At 73.3% G+C, this 19,118-nt stretch carries 13 protein-coding genes and 1 pseudogene; 6 read left to right on the top strand and 8 right to left on the bottom strand.

All coding sequences use genetic code 11. The annotated features are described in order from the left end of the window. Positions 1 to 122: 122 nt before the first annotated feature. The 3 genes and pseudogenes from P3X83_RS23945 to P3X83_RS23935 form a co-directional block, all read right to left on the bottom strand. Positions 123 to 323 (bottom strand): hypothetical protein, encoded by a 201-nt coding sequence (locus P3X83_RS23945; protein WP_277307428.1) that lies wholly within the window; start codon positions 321 to 323, stop codon positions 123 to 125. 61 nt (positions 324 to 384) lie between these two features. Beyond that, a pseudogene (locus P3X83_RS23940) lies at positions 385 to 591 on the bottom strand (ATP-binding cassette domain-containing protein); the annotation flags it as partial. After that, positions 519 to 800, bottom strand: a complete 282-nt coding sequence (locus P3X83_RS23935; RefSeq protein ID WP_277307427.1) for an ATP-binding cassette domain-containing protein — start codon at positions 798 to 800, stop codon at positions 519 to 521. The pseudogene P3X83_RS23940 and the gene P3X83_RS23935, both read right to left, overlap by 73 nt. A gap of 68 nt (positions 801 to 868) precedes the next feature. Between P3X83_RS23935 and P3X83_RS23930 the strand changes: the two genes are divergently transcribed. Then, entirely contained in the window at positions 869 to 2,053 is a 1,185-nt protein-coding gene (locus P3X83_RS23930; protein ID WP_277307426.1) for an aminotransferase class I/II-fold pyridoxal phosphate-dependent enzyme, read from the top strand. On the opposite strand, the gene P3X83_RS23925 is transcribed toward P3X83_RS23930, so the two are convergent. Beyond that, the gene (locus P3X83_RS23925) at positions 2,050 to 6,087 is read right to left on the bottom strand and encodes a cation-translocating P-type ATPase (protein WP_277307425.1); all 4,038 of its coding nucleotides are present in this window, start codon (positions 6,085 to 6,087) and stop codon (positions 2,050 to 2,052) included. The two genes, P3X83_RS23930 and P3X83_RS23925, sit on opposite strands and share 4 nt — an antisense overlap. Before the next feature lie 122 nt (positions 6,088 to 6,209). Between P3X83_RS23925 and P3X83_RS23920 the strand changes: the two genes are divergently transcribed. Then, complete coding sequence (locus tag P3X83_RS23920; RefSeq protein ID WP_277307424.1) at positions 6,210 to 7,145, top strand: threonine/serine dehydratase; 936 nt, start codon at positions 6,210 to 6,212, stop codon at positions 7,143 to 7,145. A 50-nt stretch (positions 7,146 to 7,195) separates the two neighbouring features. Here P3X83_RS23920 and panB read toward each other — a convergent pair whose 3' ends face one another. Beyond that, complete coding sequence (gene panB, locus P3X83_RS23915) at positions 7,196 to 8,077, bottom strand: 3-methyl-2-oxobutanoate hydroxymethyltransferase (RefSeq protein ID WP_277307423.1); 882 nt, start codon at positions 8,075 to 8,077, stop codon at positions 7,196 to 7,198. Between the two features lie 225 nt (positions 8,078 to 8,302). Between panB and P3X83_RS23910 the strand changes: the two genes are divergently transcribed. The 3 genes from P3X83_RS23910 to P3X83_RS23900 all read left to right on the top strand — a co-directional run bounded on the left by P3X83_RS23910 (position 8,303) and on the right by P3X83_RS23900 (position 11,792). Then, complete coding sequence (locus tag P3X83_RS23910; protein WP_277307422.1) at positions 8,303 to 9,478, top strand: MFS transporter; 1,176 nt, start codon at positions 8,303 to 8,305, stop codon at positions 9,476 to 9,478. A 174-nt stretch (positions 9,479 to 9,652) separates the two neighbouring features. Next, positions 9,653 to 11,170 carry an MFS transporter gene (locus tag P3X83_RS23905; protein WP_277307421.1) on the top strand — a complete coding sequence of 506 codons (1,518 nt, stop codon included), beginning with the start codon at positions 9,653 to 9,655 and terminating at the stop codon, positions 11,168 to 11,170. Positions 11,171 to 11,177: 7 nt separating this feature from the next. Then, a complete protein-coding gene (locus P3X83_RS23900; protein ID WP_277307420.1) occupies positions 11,178 to 11,792 on the top strand; it encodes a TetR/AcrR family transcriptional regulator in 615 nt (204 codons plus the stop codon). 3 nt (positions 11,793 to 11,795) lie between these two features. Here the strand turns inward: P3X83_RS23900 and P3X83_RS23895 are convergent, their stop codons facing one another. The 3 genes from P3X83_RS23895 to P3X83_RS23885 are packed head-to-tail and all read right to left on the bottom strand — an operon-like array spanning position 11,796 to position 17,174. After that, positions 11,796 to 13,580 (bottom strand): NAD+ synthase, encoded by a 1,785-nt coding sequence (locus P3X83_RS23895; protein ID WP_277307419.1) that lies wholly within the window; start codon positions 13,578 to 13,580, stop codon positions 11,796 to 11,798. A 31-nt stretch (positions 13,581 to 13,611) separates the two neighbouring features. Continuing rightward, positions 13,612 to 15,696 (bottom strand): sensor histidine kinase, encoded by a 2,085-nt coding sequence (locus tag P3X83_RS23890; protein WP_277307418.1) that lies wholly within the window; start codon positions 15,694 to 15,696, stop codon positions 13,612 to 13,614. Beyond that, on the bottom strand, positions 15,693 to 17,174 hold the full coding sequence (locus P3X83_RS23885; protein ID WP_277307417.1) for a BTAD domain-containing putative transcriptional regulator: 1,482 nt from the start codon (positions 17,172 to 17,174) through the stop codon (positions 15,693 to 15,695). The genes P3X83_RS23890 and P3X83_RS23885 overlap by 4 nt, the downstream gene beginning before the upstream one ends. Positions 17,175 to 17,716: 542 nt before the next feature. Between P3X83_RS23885 and glnA the strand changes: the two genes are divergently transcribed. Then, entirely contained in the window at positions 17,717 to 19,078 is a 1,362-nt protein-coding gene (glnA, locus tag P3X83_RS23880; RefSeq protein ID WP_277307416.1) for a type I glutamate--ammonia ligase, read from the top strand. Positions 19,079 to 19,118 lie beyond the last annotated feature (40 nt).

Raw genomic sequence — 19,118 nt, 5'->3', positions numbered from 1 at the left:
CATCAGCGCGATCTGACCCGGTGTGGCCAGGGCCACGATCATCATCACCGCGACCAGTGGATAGCCGATCATGATCGTTGTGACGACACCGACGGCCAGACGTTGGGGAGACACGACGCTGATTATGACCGCCGGGGCTCCCACCGGAACCAGCGGACGATCACGAAGATCGCGAGCGCCGCCCACGCGAGTAGTCTGACCGGGGGCCACAGCGCCGCCTCCAGGTCTCCGGCGAGCGTGCCCGGGGCGTAGGCGAGGCGGGCGACCTCGACCACGGGGTCGGTCGGCAGCACCTGGAAGACCGCCCGCACGCCCGAGGGCATCAGGCTCGTCCAGGAACAGCACGTCGGGACGGCCGAGCGTGGCCATGGCCAGGTCGAGTCTTCGCCGTTCGCCGCCGGAGAGCTGACGCACCTTGGTGTCGGCGCGCGCGGTCAGCCCGGCCAGCGCGAGCGCCTCGTCGAGCGGGCGCGGCGCGGCGGTGAAGTCACGCCACGCGGAGATCGTCTGCCGGACCGTCAGCTCGTTGAAGAACCCGGCCTCCTGCAACATGACTCCGGTCCGTCTGCGGGTCTCCGCGCGGTCGCGGATCGGGTCGAGACCGAGGATCCTGATCGTGCCGGCGTCCGGAACTGGAAACCGGCCAGCATTTCCACTGTGGTGGTCTTGCCCGCGCCGTTGCGGCCGAGCAGGGCGAAGATCTCGCCCTCGGCCACCTGGAAGGAGACGTCCTTGACGGCCTCATAGTCGCCGTAGCGCTTGCGCAGGCCGTCCACCGTGATCGCTGCTGTGCTCGTCACATGCTCGATTGTGGGCACACGGCCCGGGCGGCGGCAGTGAGAAATTCACGACTTGCGATGCTTGAGGCATGAGCGAACTACGGCGTGAGACGCGTGTCGTCCACCATCCGCAGCCCCCGGTCGAGGGCGGACGGCCGATCGCCGTGCCGCTCTACCAGACCTCCGGCTTCGCGTTCGACGACCCGGCCGTCTTCGCCGACGGCATGGGGCGGCCGGACGGCGCGTTCGTCTACGGACGGCTGAGCAACCCCACCGTGCGGTCGCTGGAGCAGGCGGTGAGCGGCCTGGAAGGCGGCGCGGCGGCCATCGCCACCGCCTCGGGCATGGGCGCGATCAACACGGTGCTGCTCGCGCTGCTCGGCCCCGGCGACCACGTGATCGCCCAGCGCGCCCTGTACGGCGGGACGGCGGGCGCGCTCACCGAGCTGACCGCCCGCTTCGGCGTTCAGGTCACCTACGTGGCCGAGGACGACCCCGAGGCCATGCGCGCCGCCATCGGGCCGCGGACGCGGCTGCTGTACCTGGAGACCATCGCCAACCCCACGACCCAGGTGGCCGACCTGCCCGCGATGTGCGCCGTCGCCAGGGAGGCCGGGGTGCTCACCGTCGTGGACAACACGTTCGCCTCGCCGCTGCTGTGCCGTCCGCTGGAGCACGGGGCCGACGTCGTCGTCCACTCCAGCACCAAGTACCTGAGCGGGCACGCCGACGTGCTGGGCGGCGTCGCGGTCTTCGCCACCGACGAGCTGTACCGCAGGGTGTGGGCGTTCGCCGTCGAGCTGGGGGCCACGGCCGACCCCTTCGCGGCCTGGCTGACCCTGCGTGGCATGCAGACCCTGCACCTGCGGATGGAGCGCCACTGCCACAACACGCGGACCCTGGCCACGCGGCTGGACGGCCACCCGGCCGTCACCGTCGTGCACTGGCCGGGCCTGCCCTCGCATCCCTCGCACGCCCTGGCCGTCCGCCTGCTGCCGGACTTCGGCGGGGTGTTCTCCTTCGACCTGGCGGGCGGTCGCGCGGCGGGGGAGCGCTTCATGGCCGCCGTGCGGCTGGCGCTGCTCGCCCCCTCACTCGGCGGCGTCGAGACGCTTGTCATGCACCCGGCGACGACCTCCCACCGGATGCTGAGCGCCGAGGAGCTGGCCCGGCAGGGCATCGGCGAGGGGACGGTCCGCGTGGCCGTCGGCGTCGAGCATGTGGAGGACCTGTGGGCCGACCTGGCGCAGGCGCTCGCCGTCGCGACCGCCTAGGCGGACGCGCCCGGCGTTCCCTGACCGGGCAGCAGGTGGTCGAGCAGGCCCAGGCGGTCCACCGCCAGCGCACCCGCCACCGCCAGGGTGGCGATCGACCAGCCCACCGGGCCCACCGGCACCGAGCCGAAGAAGTGACTCAGCCCCGGCGTCTGCACCACCGCGGCCAGGGCCGCCGTCGAGCCCAGCGCGCTCACCAGCACCGTGCGGTCCCAGCCCCCGGCCTGGAGCGTCTGGGCGAGCTGCGCGCCGACCAGCGCCAGCAGCCCGACCGTCCGCGCGCGGGCGGGTGAGCCGGTGAGCCGGGCGGCGGGCCAGGCCGCTCCGGCGGCCCCGGCGGTGATCACCGCCCGCCGCACGATGTCGTGGGTGAGCACCTGCCCGAGCGAGGACTCCGGGCCCTCCTGGAGCAGGCCGTCGGCGGTCTCGCGGGTCGGCGCGCGCAACGCGATGGCCAGCGAGGGCGCCAGGTCGGTGAGCATGTTGACCAGCAGGAGCTGCCGGGCCGTCAGCGGCGAGCGGCCGGTGGCCAGCGCGCCGAGCAAGGTGAACGCGATCTCGCCGAGGTTCCCGCCGACCAGGATGGCCAGTGCCTCGCGCACCGACGCCCACAGCGCCCGGCCCTCGACCAGCGCGGACACGATCGTCTCCAGCCGGTCGTCGGCCACCACCAGGTCGGCGGCGGCCCGTGCGGCGGGGGTGCCGGTACGGCCGAGCGCGATGCCCACGTCCGCCAGCCGGATGCCCGCCGCGTCGTTGGCGCCGTCGCCGGTCATCGCGATCGTCCGGCCCAGCCGCTGGAAGCAGCGCACCACCTCGACCTTCTGGGCGGGGGTGCAGCGGGCCACGACGTCCACGCCGGGCAGCCGCCGGTCCAGCTCGCCGGGGTCCATCTCCGACAGGTCGGCCCCGGTGAGCACGCGCGGGTGACGGCCGTCGGGGATCAGCGTGGCGGCGATCGCGCTCGCGGTGCTGGGGTGGTCGCCGGTGAGCATCACGATCTGCACCCCGGCGGCGCGCAGGCGGGCCACGGCCGGGGTGGCGGCCTGCCGTACGGTGTCGGCCAGGCCGAGCAGCCCCACGAACACCAGGCCGGTCACGTCGTCCTCCCCGAGATCGCCACCGCCGCCACTGCCGGTCGCGGCGGGACGGCGTTCGGCGACGGCCAGGACCCGGTGCCCGGAGGCCGCGAGCGTCTCCACCGCCTCGTCCACCCGCCGTCGTTCCCGTGCGGAGAGCGGCACGCTCTTCCCGTTCACCCGGATCCGCGCGCAGCGCGGCAGCACCGTCTCCGGCGCGCCCTTCACGCTCAGCAGCCGTGTCTGCCCGGCGCGGCCCACGGCGGCGTGGAAGCCGCGCGACGGCTCGAACGGCAGCGCCGCCTCCTCCCGCCAGCCCCGCGCGCCGGTCTCGCGGGTCACCCCCGCCCGCTCACCGCCCTCGGCGACGGCGGAGTCGGTCAGGTGGCTGTGCTCGCCGTCGCCGTCGCGTTCCGGGGTGGCGCGCAGCGCCGCGCCCAGGACGCGGGTGAGTGCGTCGTCCAGCTCCGCCAGGGGACGCTGGGAGCGGGCGTCGGCCACCGTGGTGAGCCGGATCTCGCCCTCCGTGAGCGTGCCGGTCTTGTCGAAGCACAGCACCTCGACCCGGCCCAGCGCCTCGATGATCGCCGGGTCGCGCACGTGCACACCGTGCCCGGACAGCCTGCGGGTGGCGGCGAGCTGAGCGGCGCTGACCAGCAGCGGCAGCCCCTCGGGTACCGCAGCCACGGCCAGGTTGACGCCCTCGGCCAGGCTCTCGCGCAGCGCGCGGCCGCGCGCCAGGCCGGACAGCGTCACCGCGGCGGCCGAGCCGAGCGCGATGGGCGTGGTGGCCCTGGTGATCTGGGCCAGCCGGTCGGCCACACCGCTCGTCCGCGCCTTCTCCCCGGCGGCGGCCATCGCGCGCCCGGCCTCGGTGTCCGCGCTCACCGCGACCACCACGGCCCTGGCCGTACCAGCGGCCACGGACGTGCCCTCGTAGAGCATGCTGCGCCGGTCGGCGACCTCGCGGGCGTCGATCGGCGCGGGGTCCTTGCGGACCGGCAGCGACTCGCCGGTCAGCGCCGACTCGTCGGCCTCCAGCCCGTCGGCCTCGATGATCCGGCAGTCGGCGGGCACCACCTGGCCCGCCGACAGCAGCACGATGTCGCCGGGCACCAGCGCGGCGGCGTCCTCGTCGCACTCCCGGCCCTCGCGCAGCACCCGCGCGGGGACCTCGATGTGGCGGGCGAGGGCGGCGAGCGTCCTGGCGGTGGCCGTCCGCTGCGCGCCGCCGACCAGCGCGGACATTCCCATGACGGCCACGACCAAACCGGCGTCCACGATGGAGCCGAGCACGGCCGACCCGGCGGCCCCGGCGGCGAGCACGGGCGTGAACGGATTGTTCAGCTCGGCGGCCACGCCGCCGAGCAGCGACGGGTTCTCGGCGGTGGGGCGTTCGCGCGGGCGGCGGGGGGCGGGCGCCCGCGGCAGGCCGTCGGGGTGCGCGCCGAGTTCGGTCAGCACGTCCTCGACCGGCATGGAGTGCCAGGCGACGCGCCTGGCCGGTTCACGGACGGGGTCGCGGACCGCGCGCCAGGCCCGCCAGGCTCCGTAGCCGATGGTCACGCAGGTGGTGGCGCCGACGGCGGTGAGCGCCTGCTTGGCGGAGCGCTCCTCGGGGCCGGTGAGGGCGAGGATCGCGGCGACGGCGGTGCCCGCGCGGGCCAGCCGCACGCCGTCCCGGCTGACCTGGCGGGCCGCCGCCGTCGCGCCGAGCAGGTGCACGACGGAGGACGGGCCGCCGGGCAGGATCACGTGCGCGCCCCAGGGCGGCGGGCCGCCGTCGGCGGGCACGCCCACCCCGCAGTCGGCGGCGGCCAGCGCCGGGCCGTCGCGGGACACCACCAGCACCCCGGCGCCCTGCCGCTGCGCGTCGCGCACCTGTTCGGCCAGGTCCCCGGACTCGTCGAGGGTGATCAGGCGCAGCCCGGCCGCGCCGGTGGCGGCCTCGATCGGCTCGGCGTACGGCGAGCCGTCCAGCACCCGCTCGTCGAGCGCGACCGTGTCGATCCGGTCCAGAAGGCGCAGCGCGCGCCGGTCCACGACCACCATGCCCCGGCGGGCGAGCACCGTGCCCAGCTCGGAGGCGAACGCCTCGCGTCCGGCGAAGACCGGCTTCGGCGTGAAGATCATCGAGGTCTGCAGGCCACGCCGGGGCACCCCGGTCACCAGCGCGCCGGTGACCCCGCCCAGCGGGGCTCCGGTCAGCAGCAGGTCCGCGTACCGCTCGGCGGGCCCCGGTGGCAGAGGCGCCGGCCGTACGGCGGGCGCCAGGTACGACGCCGCCCGCTCGGGCGTCCCGGTCAGCTCCGGCTCCACCGCCCGCCACGCCCCGGCCAGCGCCAGTGCCTCGCGCACCTGCACGATCCGGTGCGCCGTGTCCACGAGCAGCCCGGAGATCCCCGGCGCGAGCCCCTGCGCGGCGGCGCCCAGCACCGGCAGCCACGCCTTCAGCGCGTCGGCGTGGGCGGCGCGGCCCGCGGCCTGGCGCAGCCTGGGCATGGTGTCCACGAGCCCGACCAGCCCGGCGGCCTCGGCGGGCAGCGGCGTCCGGCCGAGCACCCACTCCAGCACGGTCACCGCCATGCCGCCCAGGTCGGCGGCCAGCATCAGCGCGGGCGGCGGCTCCTCGGGGTGCGGGTGCTCGGTCTCCTCCTTGGTCCGGCGCTCGACCTCGCCGAGCGCCGCGACCAGCGCGGCGGTGCGCGGCGCGGGGTCGCCCACCGCGACGATCACCCGGCCCGCCGGCTCGTTGACCCGCGCCCAGAGCACCCCGGGCACGGCCGCCAGCGCGCTCTCGACGGCCGCTGCGGGGGCGGGGCGGCTGCGCAGCTCAAGGTGGACCCGGCCGGGATACGACCACGTGGGGCGGCCCGCGAACGGGCCCGCGAGCGTCGTGGCGACGTCCGCGACCCAGCGCAGCGACGCGCGCAGGCGGTCGGATCCCAGTGGCATGACCGGCCAATACCCGGTATCGGGGGTTAGGTCGGCTGCCAGGTGAAACCTTGGCTAATCACTGATACGCCAGAAATTCGCTACTTTGGAGCGTCGGTTGTGCACGGGGGCGGAGGGCGGCCATGGATGTGACACGCGTCGAGGTCGAGCGGGCGGCGGAGCGCATCGCCGGATATGTCAGGCGGACACCGGTGATCGAGGCTGAGCCGGGGGTCTTCCTCAAGCTGGAGTACCTCCAGCACGCCGGATCCTTCAAGCCGCGCGGGGCCTTCAACCGGATCCTCACCGCCCGCGAGGCGGGCGTGCCGCCCGCGTCCGGGGTGATCGCGGCGAGCGGCGGCAACCACGGGCTCGCCGTCGCGTACGCCGCCCGCACGCTGGGCGTGCGCGCGGAGATCTTCGTGCCGGAGGTGACCGCCCCGGTGAAGGTCGCCGGGCTGCGCGAGCTGGGGGCCGAGGTCAACCAGACCGGCGCGGTGTACTCGGACGCGTTCGCCGCCTCTCTCAAGCGGGCGGCGGAGACCGGCGCGCTCGACGTCCACGCCTACGACCAGCCGGAGGTGGTCGCCGGACAGGGCACGCTCGGGCTTGAGCTGCGCGAGCAGATCCCCGGCCTGGACACCGTGCTGATCGCGGTCGGCGGCGGCGGGCTGGTCGCGGGAGTCGCCGCGGCGCTGGGCGACACGGCGGAGGTGGTGGCCGTGGAGCCGGAGCGCATCCCGACGCTCGCGCACGCCCTGACGGCGGGCCGTCCGGTGGACGTGGAGGTCGGCGGCGTGGCGGCGGACGCGCTGGGCGCCACCCGCCTGGGCTCGATCGCCCACCGCCTGCTGGCCGAGGAGCGGGTGGCGCGGGTGCGTAGCGTGCTGGTGAGCGACGAGGAGATCACCGAGGCGCGGCGCGAGCTGTGGCGGTCGTTCCGGATCGCGGTGGAACCCGCCGGGGCCGCCGCCTACGCGGCGCTGCTCGCGGGCGGGCGCCGGCCGGGGGAGCGGGTCGCGGTGGTGCTCTGCGGGGCCAACACCGACCCCGCGGACCTCGTCGTCCGGGGGGAGTGAGCGTGCTCCGTCCGGCGCGCGGGGCGCACGCCGGACGGGACGGCCCTTGACTAGCGGTAGCTGTGCTCGGGGGCGGGGAACACGCCGCTGGTGACCTCGTCGGCGAAGCTGCGGACCGCGCTGTCCATCGCCCCGGCCAGGTCGAAGTACTTCTTGACGAACTTCGCCGGGCGCTCGGTCAGGCCCATCAGGTCCTGCCAGACGAGCACCTGGGCGTCGCACGATGGCCCGGCGCCGATGCCGATGGTGGGAATGGACAGCGAGGTGGTGACCCGCTCGGCGAGCTCGGCGGGCACGCACTCCAGCACGACGGCGAACGCGCCCGCGTGCTCCAGCGCCTTGGCGTCGGCCATCAGCTCGTCACCGGCCTGGCCCCGGCCCTGCACCCGGTAGCCGCCGAAGGCGTTGACCGACTGCGGGGTGAGCCCCAGGTGGGCCATCACCGGGACCCCGGCCGAGACCAGCGTCTCGACCTGGGGGAGCACCCGGCGCCCGCCCTCCAGCTTGACGGCGTGCGAGCCGGTCTCCTTCATGAAGCGGGCGGCGGTCTCCAGGGCCTGCTGCGAAGAGGCTTGGTAGGAGCCGAACGGCAGGTCGGCGACCACGAGCGCGCGCGAGGAGCCGCGTACCACGGCGGCGGCGAGCGGGATGAGATCGTCGACCGAGACGGGGATGGTGGAGTCGTACCCGTAGACGACCATCGCGGCGGAGTCGCCCACCAGCAGGACCGGAATTCCGGCCTGGTCGAAAACATGGGCGGTCATCGCGTCGTAGGCGGTCACCATGGGCCAGCGCTCGCCGCGTTCCTTGGCGGCGGCGATGTCGCGGACGGTCACTCTCCGGCCGGCCTGGCCGCCGTACAGCGTGGTCGGCGGGCCGGACGGGGTCGAACCGGTGGCGGGTCGGGCGACGGCTGACAGTGCAGAGGACATCGTGGATCCCTCCTGGTCTCGAAGCGCCCCTGTGGCGTCTCCGGACCCTTCGATGATGGCATGCCGGGCATGTCCGTAACACCCCTGCTGTCAACGCTCCCCCCAGTCGTGGTAATCCGGGGAAAAGGCCGGGCGCGGTGACCCGGTGGGAATCTGTCAGGGGCCTCATGGAGAATGCATCCGGAGGTATCCGACGAGATGGATCTAAAGCCCTACAAATGGGTCATGGCGGTACCGGGCGTACGCTCGCTGATGTTGGTCGGTCTCGTCGCGCGGATCCCGCTCACGGCCGCCGGTCTGGCCCTCACGTTCCATGTGATCGAGACCATGGGGCTGAGCTACGCGCAGGCCGGTCTGGTGGGCGCGGTCGTCACCGTGGGAATGGCCGTCGGGGCCCCGGTGGCCGGGCGGTTCATCGACCGGCGCGGGCTGCGCCCGGTGATCGTGGTGACCACGGTCGCCCAGTTGCTCTTCTGGTTCGCCGCCCCACTGCTGCCGTACTACGCGCTGCTGGCCGCCTCGGCGGTGTCGGGCCTGCTCAGCCTGCCGCTGTTCAGCGTGATCCGGCAGTGCCTGGCCGCCATGGTCGGCCCCGCCCGGCGCAGGTCCGCGATCGCCCTCGACTCGATGGCGGTCGAGCTGTCCTACATGATCGGCCCGGCGGCGGCCGTCGGGCTGGTGACCGGCCTGGGCAGCGGCTGGGCCATGGCGCTGATCGGCCTGGGGCAGGTGGGGGCGGGCGTGGCGCTGCTGGTGCTCGACCCGCCGATCCGCGCGGAGGACGACGTCCCGGCGGGCGCGCCCGCGGCGCCCCGCCGTCAGTGGCTCGGCGCGAGGCTGATCACCCTGCTCGGCACGGTCGCCGCGCTCACGTTCGTGCTCACCGCCACCGAACTGTCCCTGGTGGCCACGGTGCGCGAGGACGGCGCGGCCACCTGGACCGGCCTGGTGATCGGCCTGTGGTGCTTCTACTCCCTGATCGGCGGCTTCGTGTACGGCGGGCTGTCGCGCCCCATCTCCCCGCTGACGCTGATCGCCGGGGTGTGCGCGCTGACCGCGCCGCTCGGCCTGGTCGGCGGCGGCTGGTGGTGGCTCTGCCTGGCGCTGGTGCCCGCGGGCATGCTGTGCGCCCCGGCCCTGGCCGCGTCGGTGGACGCCGTCATGGACGTGGCCCCCGCCTCTGCCCGGGGTGAGGCGATGGGCCTGCACGCCACCGCGCTGACCATCGGGATGGCGGCGGCCGGGCCGGTCGCCGGGGCGGTCATCGACGCCCACGGACCCGGCTGGGCGTTCATGGTGACCGGGGTGATCGGGGCGTTGCTGGTGGGCGCGGCCGTGCCGTTCTGGCGGCGCAAGCCGGGGGCGGTCAAGGCGGAGGAGGCCGACGCCGTCGCGGTGTGACGGGTCTCACCCGGGTAGGGGCACCTATTTCGAAACGGGACGGTTGCGTATCGGAAAGTAGATCCGCTACGGTTGCGTTGCGAAACTTGCGCGTATCGAAATCTAGGCACCCCGCTCGGGAGTTCCCCCTTGGACGCACAGCAGGGTCACCCACGGCGGTGGCCGATCCTCGGTGTGCTGGTATTCAGCCTGCTCGCCGTGGTCCTCGACAACACCATCCTCAACGTCGCGCTGAAGACGATCGCCGACCCCGTGGAGGGGCTGGGCGCGACGCAGAGCCAGCTCGAATGGGCGATCAACTCCTACACCCTCGTCTTCGCCGGTCTGCTGTTCACCTTCGGCGTGGTGGGCGACCGCACCGGCCGCAGGCGAATGCTGATCATCGGCATGCTGCTGTTCGGCCTGGCCTCCCTGGCCAGCGCCTACGCGCAGGACCCGATGCAGCTCATCGTGGCCAGGGCCTTCATGGGCGTCGGCGGCGCGGCGATCATGCCGGCCACCCTGGCGATCATCTCGGTGGTCTTCCCGCCGCACGAGCGCGGGCGGGCGATCGGCGTCTGGGCCGGCGGCGTCGGCCTGGCCGTCGCGATCGGGCCGATCACCGGCGGCCTGCTGATCGAGCACTTCTGGTGGGGCTCGGTCTTCCTGGTCAACGTCCCGGTGGTGCTGGTCGGCATCGTGCTGATCTCGCTGGTCGTGCCCGAGTCGCGCGACCCCAAGCCCACCAGGCTCGACCCGGTCGGCGTGGTCCTGTCGATCATCGGTCTGGTCGCGCTGACCTACGGCATCATCCGCGGCGGTGAGCTGGCCACGATCGCCAGCCCGCAGGTGCTCGTGCCCGGCCTGCTGGGCGTCGCCGTGCTGGCGGCCTTCATCTGGTACGAACGGCGCATCGACCACCCCGCCTTCGACGTCACCTACTTCCGCAACCCCCGGTTCTCCTCCGCCATCGGCATGGTGGGCATCGCGTTCTTCGCGATGATGGGCACGATGTTCTTCCTGATCTTCTACCTGCAGACGGTGCTGGGCTTCACCCCGCTGCAGTCGGGCGCGCTGATGATCCCCTTCGCCGCGGCGCAGCTCATCTTCGCCCCGCTCAGCCAGCGGATGGTGACGCGGTTCGGCGGCAAGGCGTCGGCCGGGGTGAGCATGGTGGTGGTCGCCCTGATGCTGGCCTCTTACGCGCTGATGGACGCGAACACCCCGATCCTGCTGATCGAGGTGGTGTTCTTCGTGCAGGGCGCGGCGATGGCCAACATCATGCCGCCCGCCACCACCGCCATCATGGAGTCGCTGCCCAGGGACAAGGCCGGCGTCGGCTCGGCCATGAGCAACACGGTACGCCAGGTCGCGGGGGCACTTGGCGTGGCGATCCTGGGCTCACTGCTGTCGGCCACCTACCGCGACGGCATCGCGCCCGCGCTCGGCATCCTGCCCGAGGCCGCCCGGCACGACGCCGGGGAGTCGCTGCCCGCCACCATGGCGGTCGCGCACGGCCTGGGCGAGCGCGGCCTCGCGCTCATCGAGCCCGCCAAGGCCGCCTTCGTCGACGGCATGCACGTCACCGCGCTGGCCGCGGCGGCGATCGCCCTGATCGGCGCGCTGGGCGTGCTGCGCTGGCTGCCAGGCAAGGACAAGGATCAGAAGCCTCCGCTACAGCGGGAGCACGACAAGGAACCGGCTGTAGTGTGAGTGTCTGATGACGACGCATGGAACGGCCGAAGGGACGGTCCGCACGGCGGGCCGTCCCCGTTCCGCGAAAGCGGAGAGGGCCATCATCGAGGCCGCGCTCGACCTCATGGGCGAGGGCATGACCGTGTCCGAGCTGACCATCGAGGCGATCGCGACGCGCGCCGGGGTGGGCAAGACCACGATCTACCGGCGCTGGTCCAACAAGGAGGACCTGGTCGTTGACGCCCTGGCGACGCTCAAGGCCCCCATCCCGCCGCTGCCGGGCACCTCGGTGCGCGACGACCTGGTGGTCTACCTCCGCACGGTGCAGCGCGAGGCGGCCGACCCCCGCAACCGGTGCGTGATGAACATCGCGATGAGCGAGTCGGACCGCCATCCCCGGCTGGCCGCGCGGGTTCGCGAGGTCACCATCGAGCCGCGCCGGGCCGTCCTGCGCGGGGTGCTCAGCCGGGGCATGGCCACCGGCGAGCTACGGCCCGACCTGCACCTGGAGATCGCGATGGCGAGCGTGGTGGGCACCATGATGTGGTACACCAAGTGGCTCACCGAGCAGGACGCCGCGCTCGACGACATCGCCGAGACCGTCACCGACGAACTGCTCGTCGGCCTGCGCGCCGCCTGACCGTCACGAGGGCCGCTCGCGCCAGCGGTTCGTGATGGGCAGCCTGCGGTCCCTGCCGAAGTTCTTCGGCGTGATCTTCGGACCGGGCGGATACTGCCTGCGCTTGTACTCCGCCAGGTCCACCAGCCGGATCACCCTGGCCACCAGCTCCGGGTCGTGCCCGGCCGCGATCAGCTCCGTGGCGCCCATGTCCTTCTCCACGTAGTCGTCGAGGAGACGGTCCAGCAGATCGTAGGAGGGCAGCGAGTCGGTGTCGAGCTGCCCGGGGCGCAGCTCCGCGCTGGGCTCCTTCTCGATCGAGTTCTCCGGGATCGGCGGGCGCTCGAAGCCGTGCAGGAACTCGCCCGGCCCGCGCTGGGCGTTGCGCCACCGGGAGAGCTGCCAGACCATCGTCTTGGGCACGTCCTTGATCGGCGCGTAGCCGCCCGCGGAGTCGCCGTAGAGCGTGGAGTAGCCGGTGGCCAGCTCGCTCTTGTTGCCGGTGGTCAGCACCAGGTGCCCGTGCTCGTTGGACAGGCTCATCAGCAGCATGCCGCGCACCCGCGCCTGGAGGTTCTCCGCCGCCAGGCCGCTGAGCTTGATCTCCGTCTCGAAGGCGTTCACGATGCCCTCGATCGGCACGAGCCGGTGCCGCAGGCCCTGGCGGTCCACCAGGTCCTGGGCGTCGCCCACGGAGTGGTCGGAGGAGTGACGGGAGGGCATGAGCACCACGTGCACGTTCTCGGGACCGATCGCGTCGGCGGCGATGGTGGCCGTGAGCGCGGAGTCGATGCCCCCGGAAAGGCCCAGGATCACCGAACTGAAGCCGTTCTTGGCGGCGTAGTCGCGCACGCCCAGCACCAGCGCGGTGTAGACCTCGGCCAGATCGTCGAGCCGCTCGGCCACCCGGGGCGGCGCGGGCTCGGCCTCGCGGGCGGTCACCTCGGGCAGGCGGATCCGCTCGACGGTGATGGTGGTGCCGTCGCCCGCGTCGAACGGGAACGTGCCGGGCTCGGCGCCGGGCGCCGCGGCGGGGACCTCAAGGTCGGTGACGAGGAACTCCTCGACGAACCTGGCGGCCCTGGCGAGCACCTCGCCGTCCGGGCCGACGACCACCGAGTCGCCGTCGAAGATCAGCTCGTCCTGGCCGCCGACCTGGTTGGCGTAGGCGAGCGCGCACCCGGCCTCGCGCGCCCGGCGCGCGATCAGGTCGAGCCGCACGTCCTCCTTGCCCCGCTCGTACGGCGAGGCGTTGGGCACCACCAGCAGGCCCGCGCCCGCCTTCGAGACCACGGAGACCGGCCCGCCGTCCTGCCAGAGGTCCTCGCACACCGCGACGGCGACGTCGGCCCCGTTCAGCCGGAAGATCGGCAGCCGGTCGCCCCTGACGAAGTAGCGGTATTCGTCGAACACGCCGTAGTTGGGCAGATGGTGCTTGGCCGTGCGGGTGACCACGGCCCCCCGGTGCAGCAGCGCGGCGGCGTCGAGCGGCGCGCCCTTGGGCTGGCCGACGCGCGGCGCGAGCCCGGCCCGGCCGACGTAGCCGACGACGACCGGGATCTCGCCCAGCCCCTCGGCGGCCAGGCGACCGGCCAGCGACTCCAGGGCGGCGATGGACGCCTCCACGAAGGAGGTGCGCAGCACCAGGTCTTCCACCGGATAGCCGGTCAGGACCATCTCGGTGAACACCACCAGGTGCGCGCCTCGGTCGGCGGCGCGGCGGGTCCAGTCCACGACCTTGCCGGTGTTCCCCGCCAGGTCGCCGACGGTGGGATTGGTCTGGGCCAGGGCGATGCGCAGGTGTACCACGTGACCAGCCTATTACCGGCGATCTCCGAACCTACGCGGACCCTCCGTTGGACGGCGGTCCTTCGCGGGCGAGCACCGCCTGGGCGGTCTCCTGCTCGCCGGGCAGCGGCAGCACCGCCGTCACCTGGACGCCGCGCCGCTGCGAGGTGATCGTGCAGCTTCCGCCCAGCTCGGCGGCCCGCTCCCGCATCGAGGAGAACCCGACGCCCGGACGGTGTCCCGGCGGCAGCCCCCGCCCGTCGTCGCGGACGGTTATGACCAGCGCGTTCCGGCGGGGGGAGTGCCGGACCGTCACCGCGGCGGTGCGCGCGCGGGAGTGCTTGCGCACGTTGGTCAGCGCCTCCTGGACGATCCGGTAGACCGCCACCTCCATCGCGGCCGGGAGGCACTCGGGCAGGCCGTCCGCCGTCACGGTGACGGGCAGACCGGCCTCGCCGGCCAGCGCGCGCACCGCCCCGGCCAGGCCCAGATCGTCCAGCGACGGCGGGCGCAGCCCGTAGACCAGCTCGCGGATCTCCTGGCTGACCGAGTCCATCCCGCTGCGCAGGTCGATGAGCAGCCGGTCGGCCGACTCCGGCGACCCGCGCAGCGACGACCGCGCCACGGTGATCGACATCGACATGTTGGCCAGCGCTTGGCCGAGCCCGTCGTGCAGGTCGCGGCGCAGCCTGCGGCGCTCCTCCTCGCGGGCGTTCAGCATCCGCTCCCTGGAGCTCTGCAGGTCGGCGGCCATGAGCACGGCGTGGCCCACGTCCGCCACGTACGGCGTGAGCACCCTGATCAGCCGGTCGTTGTAGGCGGAGGCGAACCGGCGCGGCCCCGGCGGGCCGAGCAGCATGCGGCCCACCGGCTCGCCGTGCCAGACCAGCGGCACCTCGCGAAAGGAGGGCCCCACCCGCCCGGCCTCGGCGCCGGGAACGCCGCGCGGCTCGACCGCGACGCCGGTCACCCCGAGCGCGTCGCGGACCGCCTCGGTGACGGCGACGAGCGCGCCGCGCGGGTCGGTCGCGCCGATCTCGCGGGCCAGCCGCCTGGCCAGGTCGCGGGGGTCGCCGTGCCTGCCGTACATCATCAGGTCGGTCAGCCGGCGCAGCCGGGCCACCAGCGGCTGGAAGAACACGCCGGTGCACAGCGCCGCGCCGAGCCCGGCGACCCGGTCGTAACCGGACACCAGCATCCCGGCCAGGCCGCCCACCCCGAAGTAGACGGCCCCGACGATCACGACCACGCCGGTGATCACCACCGTGCGGCTGATCACCGTATCGATCCCGTACAGCCGGTAGCGCAGCACGGCGAAGGCGATGGCGATCGGCAGCAGCCCGGTCCACAGCGAGCCCGGCAGCCAGAAGTCCTGGCCCAGCAGCAGGAACACCACATAGCCCGCGAACGCCGCCAGCGGCCAGGCGATCTGCCGGCGCGTGGTGGGATCGCCCAGCAGGAAGCGCAGCACGAGGGACGCCAGCGCCACCACCACGGCCGCCAGCGTGCCCGTCATCGTGAAGTCCTGGATCGCGCGGTTGTACGGGCCCAGCGCCTCGATCGCGAGCGGGTTGGGGATCACCTGGGGCAGCCGATACCCCGTGAGGGGCGGCGTGGGCCGCACGGCCGCGCGGATCCCCTCCGTCACGGTCACCGCAAGGGCGAACGCGGCGACCGGCCGCCAGCGGCGGGACGGCAGCCGGCCGTCGGGGGAGTAGAGCGGCACCAGCCCGGCCAGCACGCCCCCGCCGAGCGCCCAGCCGACCACCCCGACGATCCGGTAGTACCCCGCGCTCTCCAAGTCTCCGCTGGAGGCCGACGACAGCATGAGCGCCATGCAGAACACGTTCACGGCGCAGCCCAGGCCGCCCCCCGCCATCAGCCAGCCGATCAGCAGGCGCGGCCGGTGCGCCACCACGAACGCCCCCACCGCCGGGAACATCAGCCCGGCGGCGTGGTCGGGGAACAGCGGCGTCTGCGGCTTCCACGCGAGCGGCAGCTGCGCGGCGATGAGCACGGCCGCCGTCGTCATGACCGCCCCCGCCACGGCCACGGTCACCGTCAGGCCGCGCGCCCAGACGGGCAGCGGCGCGACCCTGGCCGCGACCCTCGCTTCGTTCGCCCGGTCCGCGCTCACCGGGCGCTGCCCATCCGGTTCACCAGGCCGGACTCGTAGGCCACCACCACGATCTGGGCCCGGTCGAACAGCCCCAGGCGCTCCAGCAGCTCGGCGACGGAGGCCGAGACAGCGCTCTCCGGCATGGAAAGCGTGGCGGCGATCTGCCGGTTGGTCAGGCCGCGCGCCACCAGCCTGATCAGGTCCAGCTGGGCGTCGGACAGACCGGCCAGCTCGGGCGGCGCGGTGGGATCGGCGCGACCGGTGAAGGCGGCGATCAGCCTGGTGGTGAGGGCCGGGTCGATCAACGCGTCCCCGGCGGCGGCGGCCCGCATCGCGGCCACGAGCTGCTCGGGCGGGGAGGTCTTCAGCACGAAGCCGCTCACCCCGGCGCGCAGCGCGGCGTAGAGGTTGTCGTCGGTGCCGAAGGTGGTCATCATGACGACCTTGGGCGGGTCGGGCTCGGACAGCACGCGCCGGGCGGCGGTCAGGCCGTCCAGGCGGGGCATCTGGATGTCCATCAGGACCAGGTCGGGGCGGGTGCGGCGGATCATGGCGATGGCCTGCTCGCCGTCCTCGGCCTCGCCCGCCAGCTCCATGCCGGGCTCGCTGTCCAGCACTACCCGAAGGCCGGTCCTGACCAGGGCCTGGTCGTCGGCGACCACGACGCGCAGGCGCTCGCCGTCGCCGGCGGCCGGGACGTGCGCGGGCGGCGGCGCGGTCCTGGCGGCGGGGGCGGCGTCCAGGTGCGCGGCCTGGGCGAGCATGTCGCCCTCCAGACGCGAGAGCACGGCCGACAGGTCCAGCCCCAGCTCGTCGCGCCAGACCGCGCGGGCCCTGCGGATCGCGCCCAGGGCGTCGCCCTGACGGCCCGCGCGGTACAGCGCGAGCGCCAGCACCCGCCAGGCCTCCTCGCGCAGTGGATGGGCCGCCGCGTGCGCCTCCAGGTCGGGCACCAGCGACGCGGCGCGGCCGAGCGCGACCCCGGCGGCGGCGCGGCGCTCGACCGCGATCAGGCGCAGCTCCTCCAGGCGTCCGGCCTCGGTCGCCGCCCACGGCAGGTCGGCGAACTCGGCGAGCGCGGGGCCGCGCCACAGGCCGAGCGCGGTCTCCATCAGGTCCCACTCGGCGGACGGGTCGCGCTCGCCGTCCGCCACCTTCTTCACCAGCGACTCGAACCGCCAGGAATCCACCTGCGGAGGTTCGGCGCGCAGCGCGTAGCCCGGGGGAGCGGACACCAGGACGCCCGCCTCCTCGCGCGGCGCGCGGTCCGGCTCCAGCGCGCGGCGCAGCCGCGACACATACCCCTGGATCGTCGAGAGCGCCTGCGCGGGCGGCTCGCCCGGCCATAGCTCGTCGATGAGCATGCCGACGGGCACGGCACGACCGCCCGCCACCAGGAGCCTGGCCAGCACGGCCATCTGCCGCTGACCGCCGAGGTCCAGGACGGTGTCGCCGTGGCATGCCCGAAAAGGGCCGAGTGCAAGAAGTGTCAACATTTCAGCCGCTAGCGTAAGCCCGGTAGGGCGTCATCGATACGGCAACTTCCACCAGCTTTGCCCACATGGGGGGAGCGTTCCAAGTGGCCGTTCGCCGAATCGCGCCACTTCCGGCGATTCCGACCCGACGGGTGGCTCCACCGTCTCTCATGTGCACTCCTTTCCCCCGGGCGGGGACGCGCGAGGTGAAACCGGCGCCCGCGATCCCCCGCGACGTGGGGGACGCGGCCACCGGAACCGCGACGATCCGTACCCGTATGGCAGTGGACGCTATGCGCGGCCGATCTCCATCGGATCAACGGTCGTTCAACGGCATTTTCGGACGGTTGCCGCGCTCCATCCGCTACCGGCATCCTTGCCACTAACGTGGTGCGCGTCAGACGTCACTCGGGGCACTCGCCGACCGCTGGTCAGCGGGGCCTCACAGCCGCCGGTCGTAACGTGTGCGAAACACGCAGCGGGCAGACTGGTAGGCGACCGGACATGTCTTCCCGCTGATCACGGCATGTGGGTCGTACGGCACGGCAGCGATAGGAGACGCCTTGGACCGCCAGCAGGAGTTCGTTCTTCGCACCCTGGAAGAGCGTGACATCCGGTTCATCCGGCTGTGGTTCACCGACGTGCTGGGGTTCCTCAAGTCGGTCGCCATCGCGCCCGCCGAACTGGAGGGCGCCTTCGCGGAGGGCATCGGCTTCGACGGCTCTGCCATCGAGGGCTTCGCCCGCGTCTACGAGTCCGACATGCTGGCCAAGCCCGACCCCTCCACCTTCCAGATCCTGCCCTGGCGCAGTGAGAGCCCCGGCGCGGCCCGCATCTTCTGCGACATCCTGATGCCCGACGGCTCGCCGTCCCACGCCGACCCGCGCTGGGTGCTCAAGCGCACCCTGGCCAAGGCGTCCGACATGGGCTTCAGCTTCTACACCCACCCCGAGGTGGAGTTCTTCCTGCTGCGCGGGCGGCCCGAGGCCGGCGTGCGGCCCCAGCCGATCGACGACGGCGGCTACTTCGACCACACCCCGCACAGCTCCGGCCACGACTTCCGGCGCAACGCGATCATGATGCTGGAGTCGATGGGCATCTCGGTGGAGTTCAGCCACCACGAGGGCGCCCCCGGCCAGCAGGAGATCGACCTGCGCTACGCCGACGCGCTCACCACGGCCGACAACATCATGACCTTCCGGCTGGTGATGAAGGAGGTCGCGCTGGAGCAGGGGGTCTGGGCGAGCTTCATGCCCAAGCCGTTCACCGAGCACCCCGGCTCCGGCATGCACACCCACATGTCCCTGTTCGAGGGCGACCGCAACGCCTTCTACGAACCGGGCGCCGACTACCAGCTCTCCAAGATCGGCCGCTCCTTCATCGGCGGGCTGCTGCGGCACGCCGCCGAGATCACCGCCGTCTGCAACCAGTGGGTCAACTCCTACAAGCGCCTGTGGGGCGGCGCCGAGGCCATCGCCGGCCTCGGCGGCGAGGCCCCCGCCTACGTGAGCTGGGGCCACAACAACCGCTCCGCCCTGGTCCGCGTGCCCATGTACAAGCCGCACAAGAGCGGCTCCACCCGCATCGAGTTCCGCTCCCTCGACTCCGCCTGCAACCCCTACCTCGCCTTCGCGGTCATCCTGGCCGCCGGCCTGAAGGGCATCGAGGAGGGCTACGAGATGCCCCCCGGCGCCGAAGACGACGTCTGGGCCCTCACCAGCGCCGAACGCCGCGCCCTCGGCATCGCCCCCCTGCCCCAGTCCCTCGATGAGGCCATCGTCGCCATGGAACGCAGCGAACTCGTCGCCGAAACCCTCGGCGAACACGTCTTCGACTACTTCCTGCGCAACAAGCGCAGCGAATGGCAGGACTACCGCCGCCAGGTCACCGAATACGAACTGGGCCGCTACCTTCCGGTGCTGTGAGAGGCCGGTGCTGTGCGAGCGCTCACCTGCTGAAACGTGG

The sequence above is a fragment of the Spongiactinospora sp. TRM90649 genome (assembly GCF_029382225.1).
In the GTDB taxonomy this organism is placed as follows: domain Bacteria; phylum Actinomycetota; class Actinomycetes; order Streptosporangiales; family Streptosporangiaceae; genus Spongiactinospora.
The sequence above is the reverse complement of the archived record's forward strand: the minus strand, read 5'-3'. Positions and strand labels throughout refer to the sequence as shown.